The organism is Chryseobacterium sp. HNCC26DJ240, from assembly GCF_057180485.1.
Genome location: NZ_JBXUGK010000002.1, coordinates 131,913 through 150,276, shown reverse-complemented (window position 1 = coordinate 150,276; position 18,364 = coordinate 131,913). Strand labels below are relative to the sequence as shown.

Below are 18,364 nucleotides of genomic sequence, written 5' to 3'. Positions count from 1 at the left end.
ATAAGTTTTTCAAATCAACTAAGAATACTGTTTAAACTTATTTTATGAAAGATTTAACTAAAAAAACAAATTTATTTTATTCTTGAAATTTTACTGTCTTTTAAATATAAAACTTCATCAGAAATTTCTTCTAAATGTTCTAAATTGTGACTAATCACAAAAATTATTTTATCTTTTTTTATTCTTTCAATGAGTTGATAAATAAAATCTCTGTTGTCTTTGTCTAATGATGATGTTGGTTCATCTAAAATTAAGAATTGCGGATTATGATACAATGCTCTCATCCAGCCTAGCAATTGCTTTTGACCGCCTGATAAATTTATACCTTCTTCACCTACAATTGTCATCAAGCCTTGAGGCAAAGAATTAATAAATTTATCAAAACCTAAATTAATTATATGATTGAGTTTTTTACTATCAAAATTTTCTTCTAAAGTTATGTTTTCCAAAAAACTTATATTAAATAATTGTATATCTTGTGAAACGATTGAAATATTATTTCTCCAATCTTCTGTAGAAATTTCTTTTAATGAAACATTATCATTAATTAGTACACTACCACTTTCTTGCTCATAATTTTTCTGCAAAATCTCTGTAAATGTTGTTTTTCCGCTTCCGCTTTCACCTAAAAGACAAGTGATTTTACCTTTCTCTAATGTTAAAGTAATATTTTCTAACAATTTACGCCTTCCTTTAAATCTAAAATCCAGCTGTCGAATTTCTATTTTTTGAATATCATTAGTTTCTATTCCTTCTAATTTTTCCTTTGGTATTGATGCATATTCAAACATTCTGTCAAAAGCAACTTTTGCCTCTTGAATAGTAATGCTTACTAAAGCCAAATTTGTAATAGATCCCAATAATGAACTGGAAATACCAATGATAGCCATCAGCTCACCGATTTTAATTTCTTTGCTTAAAACATGATAGGATGAAAAACCCAAAATTGCAACAAGAAAAGCAACCAAAGCCAAACCAGAGTATAATGTAATCTTAATATTTAATTTTCCTAAATCAAATATTTTATTTTGGAAGTTCTCAAAAATAAATAGATTTTTTCTTAAGAATAAATCATGTTTTCCAAATCCTTTTATTACACCTATTCCCCTTATGCTATCTATGTAGTTTGCCTGATTGATGCTATAAGAGTGCATCACTTCTTTTTGAGCTACAATAATTTTCTTATTGAATCTGGAAATAATATAAAAAACAACAGGTGAAATAATCAAACAGATTAACGCTAACTTCCAAGAGTAATAAAATAAGAAACCTATAGAAATAAAAACTCCTAAAATATCTACTGCAGTATTGGTTATCAAATGTCTTATTACATTTTGTATTCTTTGGGTATCGTTTAATCTTGCAACAAAATCACCAATTTTTCTTGTATCAAAAAAAGATTTGGGGAGATGAAGTAAAGAGCTAAAAAATGATTTGTTAATTCTCTTGTTAAACTCCTTACTTTGTCTAATAATATAATAATCGCGCAATGTTTGTATTATAACTTTGCCTAATAAAAGAAAACTTAGAAAACCTATACTTAAAAAAAGAATATTTAGTTTTCTTTTGGGCAGAATATCATCTATAAGTTTTTGCGAAAAAATGGACATTGCCATGCCTAATAAAGTGGTAACAACGCCTAAGACAATTATGGTGTATATTGACTCTTGATCTTCTTTTACTAAATTATACAACCATGTTTTCTTATCTGAAACTGCTTTCTCTTTTTTCTCAAATTTAGCGTTTGGTTCTAATGTAAGACAGGTTTTAGTAAGCCAAGCTTCTACCAACTTTTCTTCACTCCAATATTCTAAACCTTTGGCAGGATCTCCAATAAGAAATTCATTATTTCTAGCAGAATCTCTGTAATAACAAACCACATAATGCTCGTACTTATTTTCTAAAATAACATGTAAAATAACCGGTTGATTATGCTCTATCAAAGCAATAACATCTGCTTCACAACCTTCTGCATCAAAACCTATTTCCTTTGCACACTGATACAACCCTAAAAGTGTAGTTCCTGATGTAGCAGTACCACTTTTTTCTCGTAAAGTTTCTAATGAAACATCTCCACCATAATATTTTACCAAAGACTGAAGACAACCCACGCCACAGTCTGTCTGATCTTTTTGGAGGGAAAAAGTTTTCTGAATTCTCTTATTTTGTATCATCTAAAAGCTTTTCGAGTTTTATAGCTCCTGAATTACGTTTTATAAGCCTATTATTTTTGTCATAAACTAAAAAATTGGGCACACTTTTCAGTTTGAAATTTCTGTAAAAGCTTGCTTTTTCATCATGACACCAGTAAATATTCTCTTCCTTATCTAAGTGATACTTCTGTGCAAATACTTTCGTTTCTCCAATTGGTTCACTTGCCACCCAAATCCATTGCATTTTATTGTATTTTTCAATATTTTCATATAATTCCGCAGCTTCCGCATGACAGAAATGACATTCAGGGCTAAAATATATTATGACTTTAACTGAGCTTTTTACATTATCTAAAGTAAATGTTCGGTCATCAATTGTTTTGAAATTAATCGGAGGGATTGTTTCAAGTAATTTTATACTTTCCTTTTTCTGCTGAAAATTAAAAAACAGACATACTACTATTCCAATGATAGAAACTGGAATAATCACCGCAAGTGTTTTTAATTGATTTTTTTTCATCAAGATTGTGCATTTAGAATTAAAAAACATACTGTCATTACCCAAAAAATCAGACCAACGCCATAGGTAAGACAAACTAATCCAAAGGATTTTATGTAACTTATTTTTTCATTTAAAAAATCTCTAACTCCCCATGCAAGAAGTCCCCAATAAAATAATTCAAAAAGATTAACGAGCTGTAAAGGATAAGCCAACCATTTTTCATCTGAAATATATTCCTTTATATTTATCAAAGAGATAGGATAATAAGTTTGTAGATCTTCAATTGTATAATCTGTCTGGATAAAATAGAAGTTCACAAACTTGTAAAATGCTGCAATAATAAAAACAGACTCTGCAATAAGTGCTAAGAAAACAAAATCCCCAAATTTAATCTTATCGACATCTGGAAGCTCAAATAATTTAAGGAAATTGAGACAAAATGCTACTAACAATACTTTAAGACCAATTATTAATGGCGTAAAGGCATAAGACACCCACCACCATTTCTTCTGACTTTCCATGTAGTTTTGCACAATCTCACTGGGATAATCTTTTGTAAGGAAATCAATCATTTTGGAATTAGTTGTGATAAAACTCTTATCCAAATACGTAAGTACGATATACAGAAGAATTACAACTATATATATTGAAAAATTTTTCATAATAAGTGTTTAAAAATGGCTGTATCAAAATAAGAAACAGCCACATTTATATCAAAATATTAAAAAATATAAAGAATTTTTAATATTTTTATTAATGATTATTATTCCAACATTGAAGAGTAGATTTTACATCAACAAATAATGGAGACAATACTGCGTAAGACAACATAAGCCCATGCAAAATACAAGATAAGCCACCTTCGACCTTAACCATTTCACAATTATTTAATTTTCTCATTTTTATTTATTTTTTTGTTTAATAAAACTTCTAAAGCAACACCCATTGAACAGTATAAAATAATTTTATAACTATCATCTATATCGAAAACTTGGTTAATAACTAATAGCAGTATTAAAAAAGCCAAATAAATAAATAACTTATTTTTACTATTCATAACGTACACTTTTACCAACAATCCGCAGAGGCAACACCTATTCCTATTGCTGGACCCCACAAACCAAGACCTATGGTTCCCAGCAATCCAACACCAGCTAACAAGCATTGTCTTTGTGACAATCCACCTTGCAAATTTTCCATTTGCGAAACATTTAATTTTTTCATAATGTTCTTTTTTAATTTTTATGGCTTTTACTTTAAAAGCCTAAACAAATTTGAAAATAAAAACTTTCATAACCTATTCTATATTAGAATAATCGTACACCTTAAAAACATTTTTTTTTTGCATGTGAATTATTTTTTTTTACATTTGTACAACACAAAATGATAAAAAATGACTCACAAAGAAAGAGGTTTTCGTCTACGAAAACTTAGAGAAAGAAAAAATATTTCCCAGGAAACATTAGCCATAGACTTAGGCATTCCCCAAAGCAAGGTTTCTAAAATCGAGAATGGCAACGAAAAAGCCACTTTGGAATACCTCGAAAAAATTAAAGCTTATTTTTCATTATCATGTAATGAAATGAAAGAATTTTTAGAAGAAGATTAAAATACAAAAAACGGCTTCAAAAATATTGAAGCCGTTTTTACATTTATTTTAAAACAGATTATCCTCTGTCTGCATAAGCAGCCATGTACTCTCTGTTCATTCTTGCGATATTTTCAAGAGAAATTCCTTTAGGACATTCTACTTCGCAAGCTCCTGTATTTGAACAGTTACCGAAACCTTCTTCGTCCATAGCTTTCACCATGTTCAAAACTCTTCTCTTCGCTTCTACTCTACCTTGAGGTAATAGGGCGTACTGAGAAACTTTAGCTCCTACGAACAACATTGCAGAACCGTTTTTACAGGTTGCTACACAAGCTCCACATCCGATACAAGCTGCAGCATCCATTGCTTTGTCTGCATCTTCTTTAGGAACCGGAATTGCGTTGGCATCCAATGTATTTCCAGAAGTATTTACCGAGATGAAACCACCTGCAGCCATTACTCTGTCGAATGCACTTCTGTCTACCATCAAATCTTTGATTACAGGGAACGCAGCACTTCTCCATGGCTCAATAACGATGGTTTCACCGTCTTTGAACATTCTCATGTGAAGCTGACATGTTGTAATTCCCGTATCAGGACCGTGAGCTCTACCATTGATGTAAAGAGAACACATACCGCAGATTCCTTCACGACAGTCGTGATCGAAAGCGATTGGTTCTTTTCCTTCGTTGATAAGGTTTTCGTTCAGAATATCCAACATCTCCAAGAAAGAAGAATCTGTAGATACATCTGATATTTTGTAGGTCTCAAACTGACCTTTAGTTTTCGTATTTTTTTGTCTCCAAATTTTCAGCGTAAGATGAAGGCCTTTTTTTGCACTCATAATTTTATATTTATAGGTTGGAGATTATTTATAACTTCTCGCTTTAACTTCGATGTTCTCGTAAACAAGATCTTCTTTATGCAGAACTTCATTTTTAATATCATCACCTTGATATTCCCAAGCTCCTACATATTTGAAGTTAACGTCATCTCTTTCTGCTTCACCTTCAGGCGTAGCGTGATCTTCTCTGAAGTGACCTCCACAAGATTCGTTTCTGTGTAAAGCATCGATAGCCATTAACTGTCCTAATTCGATAAAGTCTGCCACTCTGAAAGCTTTTTCAAGTTCAGTGTTCATACCTTCGGCTTCACCCATTACTTTTACATTTTGCCAGAAATCTTTTTTCACTTCATCAATTTCTGCAATTGCCTCTCTTAAACCTTCAGGAGTTCTTCCCATTCCAACTTTATTCCACATGATGTGTCCTAATTTTTTGTGGAAATGATCTACTGAATTTGTTCCTTTATTATTAACGAAGAAGTTTACTTTGTCTTTAATTTCTTTTTCAGCTTGGTCAAATTCAGCAGAATTTGTAGGAATTGTGCCCGTTCTGATGTCTGCAGAAAGGTAATCTGCAATTGTGTAAGGAAGAACGAAATATCCGTCTGCCAAACCTTGCATCAAAGCAGAAGCTCCCAATCTGTTGGCTCCATGGTCTGAGAAGTTAGCTTCCCCAACAACGAAACATCCAGGAATTGTGGATTGTAAGTTATAATCAACCCAAACACCACCCATGGTGTAGTGAACTGCAGGATAAATCTTCATTGGAGTTTTGTAAGGATCATCCGCAGTAATTTTTTCATACATTACGAATAAGTTACCGTATTTCTCCTCGATCCAGGCTTTTCCTAAATCATAGATTTGCTGATCTGTAGGATTGTGAATATGCTTTTCGATAGCAGCTTCCTTACCTTTTTTAATGATTTCTGTAGAGAAATCTAAGTAAACACCTTCTTTAGTATCGTTATTTTCGATTCCGAAACCAGCATCACATCTTTCTTTACCAGCTCTGGACGCAACGTCACGAGGAACCAAGTTTCCAAATGCAGGATATCTTCTCTCTAGATAGTAATCTCTGTCTTCTTCTTTAATATTTTCAGGTCTCAATTTACCTTCTCTGATCGCTACTGAATCTTCAATTTTCTTAGGAACCCAGATTCTTCCAGAGTTTCTAAGAGATTCAGACATCAAAGTCAGTTTAGACTGCTGTGTTCCGTGAACCGGAATACAAGTTGGGTGAATCTGAACATAACAAGGATTTGCGAAGTACGCTCCTTTTTTGTGAATCTTCCAAGCCGCAGAAACGTTTGATCCCATAGCGTTGGTAGACAAGAAATACACATTTCCGTAACCTCCTGATGCAATAACCACTGCGTGAGCTGAATGTCTTTCGATTTCACCTGTTACCAAGTTTCTTGCGATAATTCCTCTTGCTTTTCCGTCTACGATTACCAATTCAAGCATTTCGTGACGGTTATACATTTTTACTCTTCCTTTTCCGATCTGACGGCTCAATGAAGAATATGCACCCAATAATAACTGTTGACCAGTTTGTCCTTTTGCGTAGAAAGTTCTTTTTACCTGAACCCCACCAAATGAACGGTTATCTAATTGTCCGCCGTAATCTCTACCGAAAGGAACTCCCTGAGAAACACATTGATCGATAATATTTGCAGAAACTTCTGCTAAACGGTAAACGTTTGCCTCTCTTGCTCTATAATCACCACCTTTGATAGTGTCATAAAATAGTCTGTAAGTTGAGTCACCGTCTCCCTGATAATTTTTAGCTGCATTAATACCCCCTTGAGCAGCAATTGAGTGCGCTCTTCTTGGAGAATCCTGATAGCAGAATGCTTTTACATTATACCCTTGCTCAGCCAAAGTAGCTGCAGCAGAACCACCTGCCAAACCTGTACCTACAACAATAATATCAATCTTGTCTCTGTTGTTTGGTGCAACAAGGTTCATATGGTCTTTATGATTTTTCCATTTATCCTTAAGTGGACCAGCAGGAATTTTCGAATCTAATTTACTCATATTAGTATATTGATAATTATTGAGTTACGTAATGAAAAATTGCGATAATAATGAATCCTAACGGAACAATTACTGAAAACCAAAAACCAACCGCCTTAATAACCGGTGTGTACTTTGGATGTCTTGCCCCAACAGATTGGAATGATGATTGGAAACCGTGAGCCAAATGCAGTCCTAAAAGCACAAATGAAATCACATAAAGCACCACTCTCCAGATATCATGGAATTTATGGTGAAGTTCATCCCAATATCTTGTTTCGTCTATCGCATTTTTGGCTACAAATTTATAATCTAATTCTGGAAACCAGAAGTCATAAAAATGCAATGCAAAGAATGCTAAAATTACAGCTCCTGAAATAATCATATTTCTGGAAACCCATGTAGAATTGGCAGCTCCATTATTGCTGGCATACTTTACAGGACGTGCCTTGTTGTTTTTGATTTCAAGAATGAATCCCATAATAAAATGGAAAAGAATCCCGATGGTAAGCACAGGTTGCAATACATACTGAACCAAAGGATTGTAACCCATGAAATGAGCTACTTCATTGTAAACATCAACGCTGAAAATCGATGTGATGTTAGACGACACGTGGATCACCAAGAAACTCAGCAGAAACATTGCCGAAAGTGCCATTGCATACTTCCTACCTATAGTAGAACTTGTTAAACCTGCCATAATTAGCTTTTAATTTGAATTTCCACAAAATTAGGAAATGTTAACAATACTAAAAAGTGAGAAATCTCACTATTAGGCAGTTTGTAATGTTTCTAAATAAGATTTGTAACGATATTTAATTCAAGAAAAACCTATAAAATTTGAGATTACTTTAATTGATAATTTTGATTATTAAACTTTACCATTCTTGCAGAGGTTGGAATATTTTTAACTTCCATATTTTTTATTCTTCGTGAAGACAAATATGGATTGATAATATACTGCTGGATTTTAGCCTTTTCATTTTCAGAATCCATCCAAAACTCTACTTTATTTCCTTTTTTTACAGAGACGATAATTTCTTTTTTATAATGATGAACCAGCATCTCATCTCTTTGATATTCAATTAAATTGAAAGAAATCCGGACTATTAAAAATGCAAAAATAATCATGATCAGATTTGTACAATTTTTAAAATTAAATCTATCTAAAACAAATCTCAGAAAATAGACAATTCCAAACAGAGCAAAAACTTCGGTCAAGTTTAGCGGAATATTTTCAAAAAACACCGAATCAAAATCGGCAAACCAGTGAATGATTTTCAGCAAAATCTGAATGATGAAATCGTAGGTTAAATTGATGAATTCAAAATCCAGATTTAAACCAATCATAGCGGTCATCACAAAAGAAAAAACAATGATTAATTCTGAAAACGGAACGATAAAAAAATTTGCCAAAACCGAAATCAAAGAAAACTGATGAAAATAGTATAAAACCAAAGGCAAAGTTGCCAACTGTGCTGCGATGGAAATTGAAATTGTATTAAATATCAGCTTTTTAAAATAATTATCCTGCCTTGGAAGGTGTTTCAAAATAGGTTGATTCAACCAATAAATTCCTAAAACCGCCAAAAAGCTCAATTGAAAACCGACATCAAAAATCTGCTGCGTATCAATCATTAAAATAACAAATGCAGAAAGTGCCAATGAATGCAGTAAATCCGGTTTTCTTTGGAGTAAAACATAAGTAAAGTAAACCGATATCATAATACAGGAACGTACTACAGAATTTCCAAATCCGATGAATACAGCAAAAATCCAGATAAAAATTAAACTGATTACGATTGCATATTTTTTGAACTTAACGGGTGAAAACCTCATTATCAAAAAATAAAACATTCCGAAAATCACAACAATATGCGTCCCTGAAATTGCCAGAAAATGCACCAAACCTGAGCGGTTAAAGTCCTGAACGGTTTCGGAATCAATTTCTGTGCGGTCTGCAAGAATAATTCCTTTTAAAAATTCACGGCTTCGGAAATTCATTTCAGAATGGCCAATTTCCTGTAAAGTTTCTAAACGTTTCTTTTTAATTTTTTCAGAAAAACTCAGATCATTTCTTTTTGAAGAAGAAATTTCCCCGTTGATAAAACATTGATAATAGATATTTTTTCGCTGCAGATATTTAGAATAATCAAACTGAAAATCATGCTCAGGAGATTTGGGTTGAACAATATAAGCTTTTGCCTTGTAATAATGATTGAAATCTAATTCTTTCTCGTCTTTTTCAACGCTTACAATAGCATCAAACGGCTTTTTTCCAACCTGAGCTACAATTTCATATTTTTTATACTTTTCGTTAGAGTTTAATTTTTTTGAAATTTTAAAGACGATGGTTTCATTGGTTTTTAAATTAAATTTTTCGTCATTCAGTTGATTATAAAAGTGAAACGAAATTCCTAAACCGAAAAATAAACTTATAAGAAAAACATTTCTAAACTTAAATAAAATCTGATTTTTCAGAAAAAGTAATCCTGAAATTATTAATGAGAAAATTAAAATCAGATAAACAGAATTTTGAGCAAAAGAAAAATAATCCTGAAAAAAAATTCCTAGGATAAAGGAGAGAACAAGAATCAAAAGAGGCTGTCTGTTCAAAATCACTTGTGTTTGAACAAACTAAGTTAGAAAATTTTAGAATATGAAAACTAAAATATTTTATTTTTTTAGATTTAAAATAATATCTGCAGCATTTTCGCTTGCCCCTTTCCCACCTAACTTTTCTTTTAAAAGCCTGAAATCCCCAAGCATTTCATCTCTTTCTCCGCCTTCAACAATAAGTTTAAGCTCGCTGACAAGATTTTTTGTATTGAGTTCACTTTGAATTAATTCTTTCACCACTTCCCTGTCCATAATCAAATTCACCAAAGAAATATATTTGATGTTTTTAACCAGTCTTTTGGCGATAGCGTAGGAAATTTTGCTTCCACGATAGCAAACCACTTCAGGAATATTCAGCAAAGCAGTTTCCAGAGTTGCCGTTCCTGAAGTAACTAAAGCTGCTTTCGAACACCTCAGCAAGTCGTACGTTTTATTGGAAACAAAATGTACATTTTCATCCACATATTTTTGATAAAATTCTTTATCCAAACTTGGTGCACCGGCAATCACAAACTGATAATTTTCGAAATGGGGACGAACAGAAAGCATGATTTCAAGCATTTTTTCGACTTCCTGTTTTCTGGAACCTGGCAAAAGAGCGATGATTTCTTTATCATTTAAACCATTTTCACATTTAAAATCATCCACATCAATTTCATTTAAATTTGAAATGGCATCCAAAAGCGGGTGTCCTACAAAATGAGATTTTACGTTATGCTTTTGGTAAAATTCTTCCTCAAAAGGCAAAATGACCATCATTTCATCAACATATTTTTTGATGATTTCCACACGGCCCTCCTTCCAAGCCCAAAGTTGAGGAGAAATATAATAAACCACTTTGATTCCGAGTTCTTTTGCAAATTTTGCAATTCTAAGATTGAAACCAGGGTAGTCTACCAAAATCAAAACATCAGGTTTGTTGTTTTTGATGTCTTCTTTACAGATTTTAATATTGTTTAAAATTGTTCTGAGGTTCATCGCTACTTCAAGAAAGCCCATGAATGCGAGATCGCGGTAGTGTTTTACCAAAGTCCCGCCCTGTTTCTGCATCAAATCTCCACCCCAAAATCTGAATTCTGCGTTGGAATCTTTTTCTTTTAAAGCTTTCATTAAATTGCTCCCGTGCAAATCTCCGGAAGCTTCTCCTGCGATGATGTAATACTTCATAAGTGATAAATGATCAGTGATGAATGATTTTATCTATTGAATCAAAATTAAATATCGTGTTTCAAACCTCAAATTTCAAATTAGAAATGAGTAAATTTGCTTCAAAGATAATGATTAAAAATGTCAGAAGAATTTGAAATAAAAAATAAAGTAGCCGCCAGCGGATTAATCAATTTTGATCTTACCGATCTTGTTCCGAAAGGTGCAAGAAAAGGGATTGACCTTAAAGATTTCCTGTTTATGGAAATGGTTTTAAAGGAAAAAGATTTTCGTGAAAAAGTAGCACAAATCAATACTGAAGATTACAGAGATTCTTACGTTTATGTTTACAATTCTGCAGATGCGATTGTTCCGCTTTGGGCCTATTTTTTAATAACGGCCAAACTGACTGATGTTACCAAAAAAATCGTTTTCGGTAACTTAGAAAATTTAGAAATAATTTTGATGCACGACGCTATCACCAACCATGATTTTTCAGAAATGAACGGAAAAAGAGTTTTGGTGAAAGGCTGTTCAGACAAACTGATTCCCGAAAATGCTTATGTGGAACTGGTAGAAAAAATTCAGCCGATTGTAAAATCGCTGATGTTTGGCGAAGCCTGCTCGAATGTTCCTATTTTGAAAAATTAATTGATGAACAAATATCTGACGGGGCTTTTATTATTTTTAATTTTTCTTGGAGTTTATACTTGGGGCAGCTTTGCAAGAGTTCCCTTTGGTGATGGAATTGCATTTGCCCACATGGTTGAAGAGGGAAAATACATAACAACAGCTACAGCCACCTCTCACTTTTTATATGTTAATATCTGTATATTTATTAAAAATATTTTTAATATTTCAGCAATTGATGCCAACAGGACACTCATTTTACTTTCTGCAGCAACAACGGTTTCTTTCGTTTATTTTTCTATAGATATTCTCACAAAAAAAATTCTTCCATCTGTAATTGGTGCAGTCGTTTTTGGTTTTAGTTTTAGTTTCTGGAAAAATGCCGAAATTTTGGAAGTTTATACCTTAAACGCTCTAGTAATTTCTATATTTCTATATTTTACAATTAAAAGTTTTATAGACTCTTGTGAAAAAAGTATTTTTTTAAGTGGTCTCTTTTTGGGCATAAGTCTTTGGGCACACATTCAGAATGTTTTATTTATCCCTGCATTTCTGCTTTTTTTATATTACTTCAAAAATAAAAGAAAATGGGTAGGCCTTTCTTTGGCAGTATTTATCATTCTTTTTTCGTCACTTTTTATTTTAAATACCATTCAGGGATTACCTTTTAATTCCCCTTATTCATCGGGACAAGGCAGTTGGGTAGAAAATTCTTTCAAAAAAACAGCAACACAGTATTTATCTGACTTTGTAAAATCAGTACTTTACCTGATTTACAATTTCACAATCTTTATATTTTTTGCTTTCGTGGGAATAAAAATGCTTTTCAGAGAAAACAAAAAGATGTTTTATACTTTTTTCGTGGCATCTTTGTGCGTCTATGGATTTGCAACTTTTTATGCTGTTTCAGATAATTATGTTTTTTTCATTCCGTTTAATTTAATTTTTGCGGTAGCGATTGGTTATGGTATTTCATTTAAAAATGTACACATATACAAAACTGCTGTTCTTGCCTTGATGATCCCTTTGTTTTACTTAAGTTCTTATAAATTAGCTTTTTTCAGTGAGAAAGCGAGAGAATTTAATGATTTTAAAAGTTATAAAGGCGGACTTGAATTTTATTTGCTTCCATGGATGAATACAAACAAAGGAATCATAGAGTTTGTAATTGATAAAAAAGAAAGCCCGGAAATCAACTGGATGAAAGAAGGTACACAGGATTACATCAATTTCCTGAAATCTAAAGGTCACACTGAAAAGGAGATCCGGAAATTGTAGCTACAATAAATTCTTATACCACGAATCATTTTTTTGTACTAAATTTGAAATCTAACAATAAAATTTAAACACAATATGAGTTTATTAGACCTTTTAACAGGAAACACAGGAAATCAGGTTGCTGAGCAGGCAGAAAACAAATTCGGAGTGAGCAAAACTCAGATTTTAGCACTTCTTGCAGTGGCTGCACCTTTGGTAATTTCTTATCTTAGAAACAAATCTCAGGATGCTAAAGAAGCCGAATCTCTAAACAATGCTTTAGACAAAGATCACGACGGAAGTATTCTGGATGACGTTTCTCAGGCAGATGCAAGACAAGGTGAAGGAGGTTCTATTCTTTCGCACATTTTCGGAAACGACAAAAATACTGTAGAAAATAATCTTTCTCAAAACACAGGGATTTCGATGGATAAAATCGGACCTATTCTTGCGATGTTAGCTCCTGTAATTATGGGTTACATTGGTAAAGAAAAACAACAAAATAATGTAGGAGCCGGAGGCATCGGCGATCTTTTGGGCGGAATTCTAGGAAATGCACAAAGCCAATCTCAGGCATCAAGCGACCCACTCAGCAATATCTTAGGAAGCGTTCTTGGTGGCGGTGGCGCACAATCTTCTGGTGGCGGACTTGGCGATATCCTTGGAAGCGTTCTCGGCGGAGGCGGAAACAACAAACAAGGAGGCGGACTGGGAGATATCTTAGGCGGTTTTCTTGGAGGAAAATAATAGAAATTAGATTTAATTATAAAATACCGGAGATTTTTTATCCGGTATTTTTTTGTTTTATTTTTTTAAATTTTAATAATTATTTATTGTTTTACGATAATTAATTATATATTTGCAGTAATAAAACATTAAAACAATGAAATTACTCGGACCAAAATCTATTTCTACAGGATTATCCTATTTATTCCTTTTACTGTTTACCTTTTTGTTATTACACGCAGTTTATATGACTTTTTTATTTGGAGTTAGCTATTATAATCACACTTACTCAGAAAATCTATTACCTTCACTAATTGAAATTGGAAAATCAAAAGGAAATTATGCTCCACCTTTTGATGTCTATTTCATCTTCAAATACCCATTTTCTAATCAACACATGATGATGGGATTTTTCACCAAGCAAACCGTAATGTTCCATTCTTTTCAGAATGTGTTCTTCTGTTTATTTTTTTTCTTTTTGTATAAAATCTTTACTCAGTTGAGCAATCAAAGGCTTTTCACAGAAAAAATAATAAAGCAGCTAAAAGCCTTTTCAATTATAAATACTCTTTACGCTCCCATATACTTTTTCATTTGGCTTTATCTTTTTAATGCCAAAATAGACAGTGGAATATTTATCACTTGTTTTATTTTCTTCTTTTTAGGAATTACCATGTATTTTACTTCTGCATTCTTCAAAAGAGGATATCAATTACAATCTGAAAACGATTTAACCATATAAGCCATGCCAATCATCATTAACGTAGACGTCATGTTGGCGAAAAGAAAAATGCAGTCTCAGGAATTGGCAGAAAAAATAGGAATAACGCAGGCAAATCTTTCCATTTTAAAAACAGGAAAAGCAAAAGCGGTAAAACTTTCTACATTGGAAGCCATCTGTAAAGCTTTGGATTGCCAACCGGGCGATATCTTGGAATACAAAGAAAACTAAATCTTCAAAATTTCTTTCACGAAAAAAAAACATTTCTATTGAGAGTAGTTCTCAATACAGGATTCTTTTTGTCTGAATTCAAACCAATAGACAGTTAATATCAAAACAAAAGTACGAATCTTCTTATTTAAAAATTGATAAGTAATTGAATTTGATATCAATCATGATGAATTAAAATCAATCAAGTATAAACGTCAATACTAGCAAATGGAAACTATACTAAGATTAAAAGAACCAATACAATCCTTTTAAACCAGAATTATTTTTTAAAAAAAACACATCTAAAAGGTTTTTAATAATCGATAATTAAGATAAAATCACATGAAAACAAAATTACTAATAATCCACCTATTCATATTAACGGTAACATTCGGTCAAACAAAAGAAATTCGTTTTAATGCACAACTTCAAAACCAAAACTCAGACTCTCTCGTAATCCATAATAAAGAATTTAAAATCACCATTAAAGGACACAACGGAATATTTTCAGATAATTTCATAGCACCAAAGGGATTTTATCAACTTTTCGACGGTGCAAAATTTGCAAATCTTTACCTAAGTGATGGATTTAATATAAATATAAAGGCTGATGGAAAACGCTTCGAAGAAACACTTGCATTTTCTGGGAATGGTGCATTAGAAAACAATTACCTACTGCAGAAAAAAGCAAATGACAACAAAATTAAACAAAGTTTTGGCAATAGGTTACCAGAGAATAGTGTGTTGCAATCAGTACTGGATAAACGCTTTGCAGATGCAAAACAACAGTTACTTTCCAATTCCTATGAAACAGATTTTCCGGCATTGATGTTAGCAGAATATCTAAATGAAAATCAAAAAATCATAGACCAGCTCAACAAAGCAAAAGATATAGAAAATAGACTTTTAGAATTGAAAAACAAACCAGCTCCAGACTTTGAATTTACAAATCAAAAAGGTGGCAAAACAACATTATCGTCTTTGAGAGGAAAAATTATCTATGTCGACATTTGGGCATTATGGTGTAATCCTTGTCGAACTGAAATTCCACATTTGAAAAAACTCGAAAATGATTTTAAAAAACAGAACATTGAGTTTGTAAGTCTATCTATCGACGAACCAAAAGACATAGATAAATGGAAAAAATTTGTATTAGAAAAAAATCTTAAAGGATTACAACTTATTGCTGACAATACGTGGGAAACACCATGGATTAAATATTTTAAAATCACCGGTATTCCTCGATTTATTATCATCAACAAAGAAGGAAAAGTTGTCGACCCTGATGCCCCAAGACCTTCATCAAAGGAAATAACTGAGATATTATCAACACTTTTAAAATAAAAATAGAAAGATAGTCATTTTAAAGATGGTAATCACGAAGCTCCGGCAAAAATGCTTAACATATTCAACAAAACGATTATTGATTTTTTCAAAAAATTAAAGTTTGAATCTTACAACGTCTGAAATTTTTCATAATTCCGTACAATTTCAGATAAAATAGAAAACTGTTTATGATAATTTGTCAAAAAAATATGTAGATTTGTAACTAATATATCAAGATTTGGTCTATGAAAAATATAATCTCTACTTTTTTATCTTTAGCATTTGTAATTATCTCAGTAACTGTAAATGCCCAACAAATCACGAAAGAACAGCAAAAACGTTTCCAGACAGGAAATGTGGAAGAGTTTAAAAAAGCTTTCCCTGCGGGTTCTTACAACACATGCATCAATGTGAAAGGTGAATCTTTCACACCGCTTGCATACAGCACGAGATACAACAAAACTGAAATTTTCAATTATCTTTTAGCCAATGGTGCAGATGTGAATCTTGCCTGTAAAGGAAATACAGCTCTAATGGAAGCTGCAAAATTTGATGCTCCCGCTCTTGCAAAAACACTTTTGAAGAAAGGTGCGAACAAAGACGTTAAAGACGCTGATGGTCTTACCGCAAAAGATTATGCTGTAAAATATAAGCGTACAGAAATTTTGAAACTTCTGAAATAGAAAAATCATCCAAACTATATCTAAAACTTCCTCCGGGGAGTTTTTTTTATTTAAAAAAGCCCTCAAAAATCTTATCTTTGCACACGAAAATTCAAAGTTCAAAATTCAGTCATTCAAAGTTGATACACTGAACATTAAACCTTGAACCATAAACTTTAAACTTTATACAAGCATGTTTCGATCACACACAAACGGAGAATTATCTCTGAAAAATCTTAATGAAGAAGTTACACTTTCAGGATGGGTACAGACCATTCGTGATAAAGGATTTATGATTTGGATAGATCTTCGGGACCGTTACGGAATTACGCAGTTGGTTTTCGACCAAGACCGTTCTACAACAGAACTGATGGAAAATGCAAAGAAACTGGGACGTGAATTTGTGATTCAGGTTTCCGGAAAAGTGATTGAAAGAGTCAGCAAAAACCCAAATATTCCAACAGGAGAAATTGAAATTCTTGTTGAAAAATTATCTGTTCTGAATGAATCTCAACTTCCACCTTTCACCATTGAAGATGAAACGGACGGTGGGGAAGAATTAAGAATGAAATACAGATATCTCGACATCAGAAGAGCTCCGGTAAGAGATAAACTGATTTTCCGTCACAAAATGGCGCAGAAAGTAAGAAATTATCTTTCAGACGAAGGTTTTATCGAAGTTGAAACGCCTGTTTTAATTAAATCTACTCCGGAAGGAGCGAGAGATTTCGTCGTTCCGAGCAGAATGAATCCTGGACAGTTTTATGCATTGCCACAATCGCCACAAACTTTCAAACAATTGTTGATGGTCGGTGGAATGGACCGATATTTTCAAATCGTAAAATGTTTCCGTGACGAGGATTTGAGAGCCGACAGACAGCCGGAATTCACCCAAATCGATTGCGAAATGGCGTTCGTAGAGCAGGAAGATATTATGAATGTTTTCGAAGGCATGACAAAAGTTCTTTTGAAAGACATCACCGGAAACGAATTCGGAGATTTTCCGAGAATGACCTTTGCCGATGCGATGCAGAAATATGGAAATGACAAACCGGACATCCGTTTCGGAATGGAATTTCATGAGTTGAATGACTTAACGAAAGGAAAAGATTTTAAAATATTCGACGAAGCAGAATTGGTTGTCGGAATCAATGTTGAAGGAATTGCAGATTATACAAGAAAGCAAATCGACGAACTGGTGGATTGGGTAAAACGCCCTCAAATCGGCGCAACAGGATTGGTTTGGATTAAGTTCCAAAATGATGGAGTTGTAACTTCTTCTGTAAATAAATTTTACAATGAGGAAGATTTAAAGAAAATCACAGAAAAATTCGGAGCAAAAGCGGGAGATTTAATGTTCGTAATGAGCGGAAACGCAGACAAAGTAAGAACGCAACTTTCTGCATTGAGAATGGAACTCGGAAACCGTCTTGGCTTAAGAAAAGGAAACGAATTTGCTCCACTTTGGGTTGTAGATTTCCCGTTATTGGAATTTGATGAAGAATCCGGAAGATATCACGCAATGCACCACCCTTTCACCTCTCCGAAAACCGAAGATTTCCATCTTTTAGAAACCGATCCAGGAAAAGCAAGAGCCAACGCTTACGATTTGGTTTTGAACGGAAACGAAATTGGTGGCGGTTCTATCAGAATTTTTGATAAAGATTTACAATCCAGAATGTTTGATTTGTTAGGATTCTCAAAAGAAGAAGCAGAAGCTCAGTTCGGATTCTTAATGAACGCCTTCAAATATGGCGCTCCGCCTCACGGTGGTTTGGCTTTCGGATTCGATAGATTGGTAGCAATTCTTGATGGAAACGAAGTGATTAGAGATTATATCGCTTTCCCGAAAAATAATTCTGGACGGGATGTGATGATTGATGCGCCGGCTAAAATTGCTGATGAGCAGTTGGATGAACTTGAACTGAAATTAAATTTAAAATCATAAATTAGAAGCGGAG

19 protein-coding genes are annotated in these 18,364 nt (G+C 33.0%); 9 read left to right on the top strand and 10 right to left on the bottom strand.

Going from position 1 to position 18,364, the window contains the following annotated elements:
- Positions 1 to 71 precede the first annotated feature (71 nt).
- The 5 genes from AC2A1G_RS03800 to AC2A1G_RS03780 all read right to left on the bottom strand — a co-directional run bounded on the left by AC2A1G_RS03800 (position 72) and on the right by AC2A1G_RS03780 (position 3,879).
- Positions 72 to 2,174, bottom strand: a complete 2,103-nt coding sequence (locus AC2A1G_RS03800; RefSeq protein WP_484045627.1) for a peptidase domain-containing ABC transporter — start codon at positions 2,172 to 2,174, stop codon at positions 72 to 74.
- Positions 2,161 to 2,673 carry a TlpA family protein disulfide reductase gene (locus tag AC2A1G_RS03795; protein WP_484045626.1) on the bottom strand — a complete coding sequence of 171 codons (513 nt, stop codon included), beginning with the start codon at positions 2,671 to 2,673 and terminating at the stop codon, positions 2,161 to 2,163. The genes AC2A1G_RS03800 and AC2A1G_RS03795 overlap by 14 nt, the downstream gene beginning before the upstream one ends.
- Complete coding sequence (locus AC2A1G_RS03790; RefSeq protein ID WP_484045625.1) at positions 2,673 to 3,227, bottom strand: hypothetical protein; 555 nt, start codon at positions 3,225 to 3,227, stop codon at positions 2,673 to 2,675. The genes AC2A1G_RS03795 and AC2A1G_RS03790 overlap by 1 nt, the downstream gene beginning before the upstream one ends.
- A gap of 311 nt (positions 3,228 to 3,538) precedes the next feature.
- On the bottom strand, positions 3,539 to 3,712 hold the full coding sequence (locus tag AC2A1G_RS03785) for a hypothetical protein (protein ID WP_484045624.1): 174 nt from the start codon (positions 3,710 to 3,712) through the stop codon (positions 3,539 to 3,541).
- A gap of 11 nt (positions 3,713 to 3,723) precedes the next feature.
- Positions 3,724 to 3,879: a hypothetical protein gene (locus tag AC2A1G_RS03780; RefSeq protein WP_484045623.1), complete on the bottom strand. Its 156-nt coding sequence runs from the start codon at positions 3,877 to 3,879 to the stop codon at positions 3,724 to 3,726.
- A 169-nt stretch (positions 3,880 to 4,048) separates the two neighbouring features.
- On the opposite strand from AC2A1G_RS03780, the gene AC2A1G_RS03775 reads away from it, so the two are divergent.
- The gene (locus tag AC2A1G_RS03775; RefSeq protein WP_484045622.1) at positions 4,049 to 4,264 is read left to right on the top strand and encodes a helix-turn-helix domain-containing protein; all 216 of its coding nucleotides are present in this window, start codon (positions 4,049 to 4,051) and stop codon (positions 4,262 to 4,264) included.
- Between the two features lie 58 nt (positions 4,265 to 4,322).
- Here AC2A1G_RS03775 and AC2A1G_RS03770 read toward each other — a convergent pair whose 3' ends face one another.
- From AC2A1G_RS03770 to lpxB, 5 genes are all read right to left on the bottom strand, one after another.
- On the bottom strand, positions 4,323 to 5,090 hold the full coding sequence (locus tag AC2A1G_RS03770) for a succinate dehydrogenase/fumarate reductase iron-sulfur subunit (protein WP_074232040.1): 768 nt from the start codon (positions 5,088 to 5,090) through the stop codon (positions 4,323 to 4,325).
- Between the two features lie 24 nt (positions 5,091 to 5,114).
- Positions 5,115 to 7,127 (bottom strand): fumarate reductase/succinate dehydrogenase flavoprotein subunit, encoded by a 2,013-nt coding sequence (locus AC2A1G_RS03765; protein ID WP_484045621.1) that lies wholly within the window; start codon positions 7,125 to 7,127, stop codon positions 5,115 to 5,117.
- A gap of 16 nt (positions 7,128 to 7,143) precedes the next feature.
- Positions 7,144 to 7,806, bottom strand: coding sequence for a succinate dehydrogenase cytochrome b subunit (locus AC2A1G_RS03760; RefSeq protein WP_484045620.1), 663 nt, complete (start codon positions 7,804 to 7,806; stop codon positions 7,144 to 7,146).
- Between the two features lie 146 nt (positions 7,807 to 7,952).
- The gene (locus tag AC2A1G_RS03755; RefSeq protein WP_484045619.1) at positions 7,953 to 9,728 is read right to left on the bottom strand and encodes a ComEC/Rec2 family competence protein; all 1,776 of its coding nucleotides are present in this window, start codon (positions 9,726 to 9,728) and stop codon (positions 7,953 to 7,955) included.
- A gap of 54 nt (positions 9,729 to 9,782) precedes the next feature.
- Positions 9,783 to 10,892 (bottom strand): lipid-A-disaccharide synthase, encoded by a 1,110-nt coding sequence (gene lpxB, locus AC2A1G_RS03750; RefSeq protein ID WP_484045618.1) that lies wholly within the window; start codon positions 10,890 to 10,892, stop codon positions 9,783 to 9,785.
- A 120-nt stretch (positions 10,893 to 11,012) separates the two neighbouring features.
- On the opposite strand from lpxB, the gene AC2A1G_RS03745 reads away from it, so the two are divergent.
- The 8 genes from AC2A1G_RS03745 to aspS all read left to right on the top strand — a co-directional run bounded on the left by AC2A1G_RS03745 (position 11,013) and on the right by aspS (position 18,351).
- Positions 11,013 to 11,522, top strand: coding sequence for a DUF2480 family protein (locus AC2A1G_RS03745; protein ID WP_484045617.1), 510 nt, complete (start codon positions 11,013 to 11,015; stop codon positions 11,520 to 11,522).
- Positions 11,523 to 11,525: 3 nt separating this feature from the next.
- Positions 11,526 to 12,779 (top strand): protein O-mannosyl-transferase family, encoded by a 1,254-nt coding sequence (locus tag AC2A1G_RS03740; RefSeq protein WP_484045616.1) that lies wholly within the window; start codon positions 11,526 to 11,528, stop codon positions 12,777 to 12,779.
- Between the two features lie 75 nt (positions 12,780 to 12,854).
- On the top strand, positions 12,855 to 13,505 hold the full coding sequence (locus tag AC2A1G_RS03735; RefSeq protein WP_484045615.1) for a DUF937 domain-containing protein: 651 nt from the start codon (positions 12,855 to 12,857) through the stop codon (positions 13,503 to 13,505).
- A 136-nt stretch (positions 13,506 to 13,641) separates the two neighbouring features.
- Complete coding sequence (locus tag AC2A1G_RS03730) at positions 13,642 to 14,226, top strand: DUF2975 domain-containing protein (protein WP_484045614.1); 585 nt, start codon at positions 13,642 to 13,644, stop codon at positions 14,224 to 14,226.
- Between the two features lie 3 nt (positions 14,227 to 14,229).
- Entirely contained in the window at positions 14,230 to 14,436 is a 207-nt protein-coding gene (locus AC2A1G_RS03725; RefSeq protein WP_484045613.1) for a helix-turn-helix domain-containing protein, read from the top strand.
- Between the two features lie 321 nt (positions 14,437 to 14,757).
- Positions 14,758 to 15,759 (top strand): TlpA family protein disulfide reductase, encoded by a 1,002-nt coding sequence (locus tag AC2A1G_RS03720; RefSeq protein ID WP_484045612.1) that lies wholly within the window; start codon positions 14,758 to 14,760, stop codon positions 15,757 to 15,759.
- A 227-nt stretch (positions 15,760 to 15,986) separates the two neighbouring features.
- Positions 15,987 to 16,424, top strand: coding sequence for an ankyrin repeat domain-containing protein (locus AC2A1G_RS03715; protein WP_484045611.1), 438 nt, complete (start codon positions 15,987 to 15,989; stop codon positions 16,422 to 16,424).
- Positions 16,425 to 16,596: 172 nt separating this feature from the next.
- Positions 16,597 to 18,351: an aspartate--tRNA ligase gene (gene aspS / locus AC2A1G_RS03710; RefSeq protein ID WP_484045610.1), complete on the top strand. Its 1,755-nt coding sequence runs from the start codon at positions 16,597 to 16,599 to the stop codon at positions 18,349 to 18,351.
- Positions 18,352 to 18,364 lie beyond the last annotated feature (13 nt).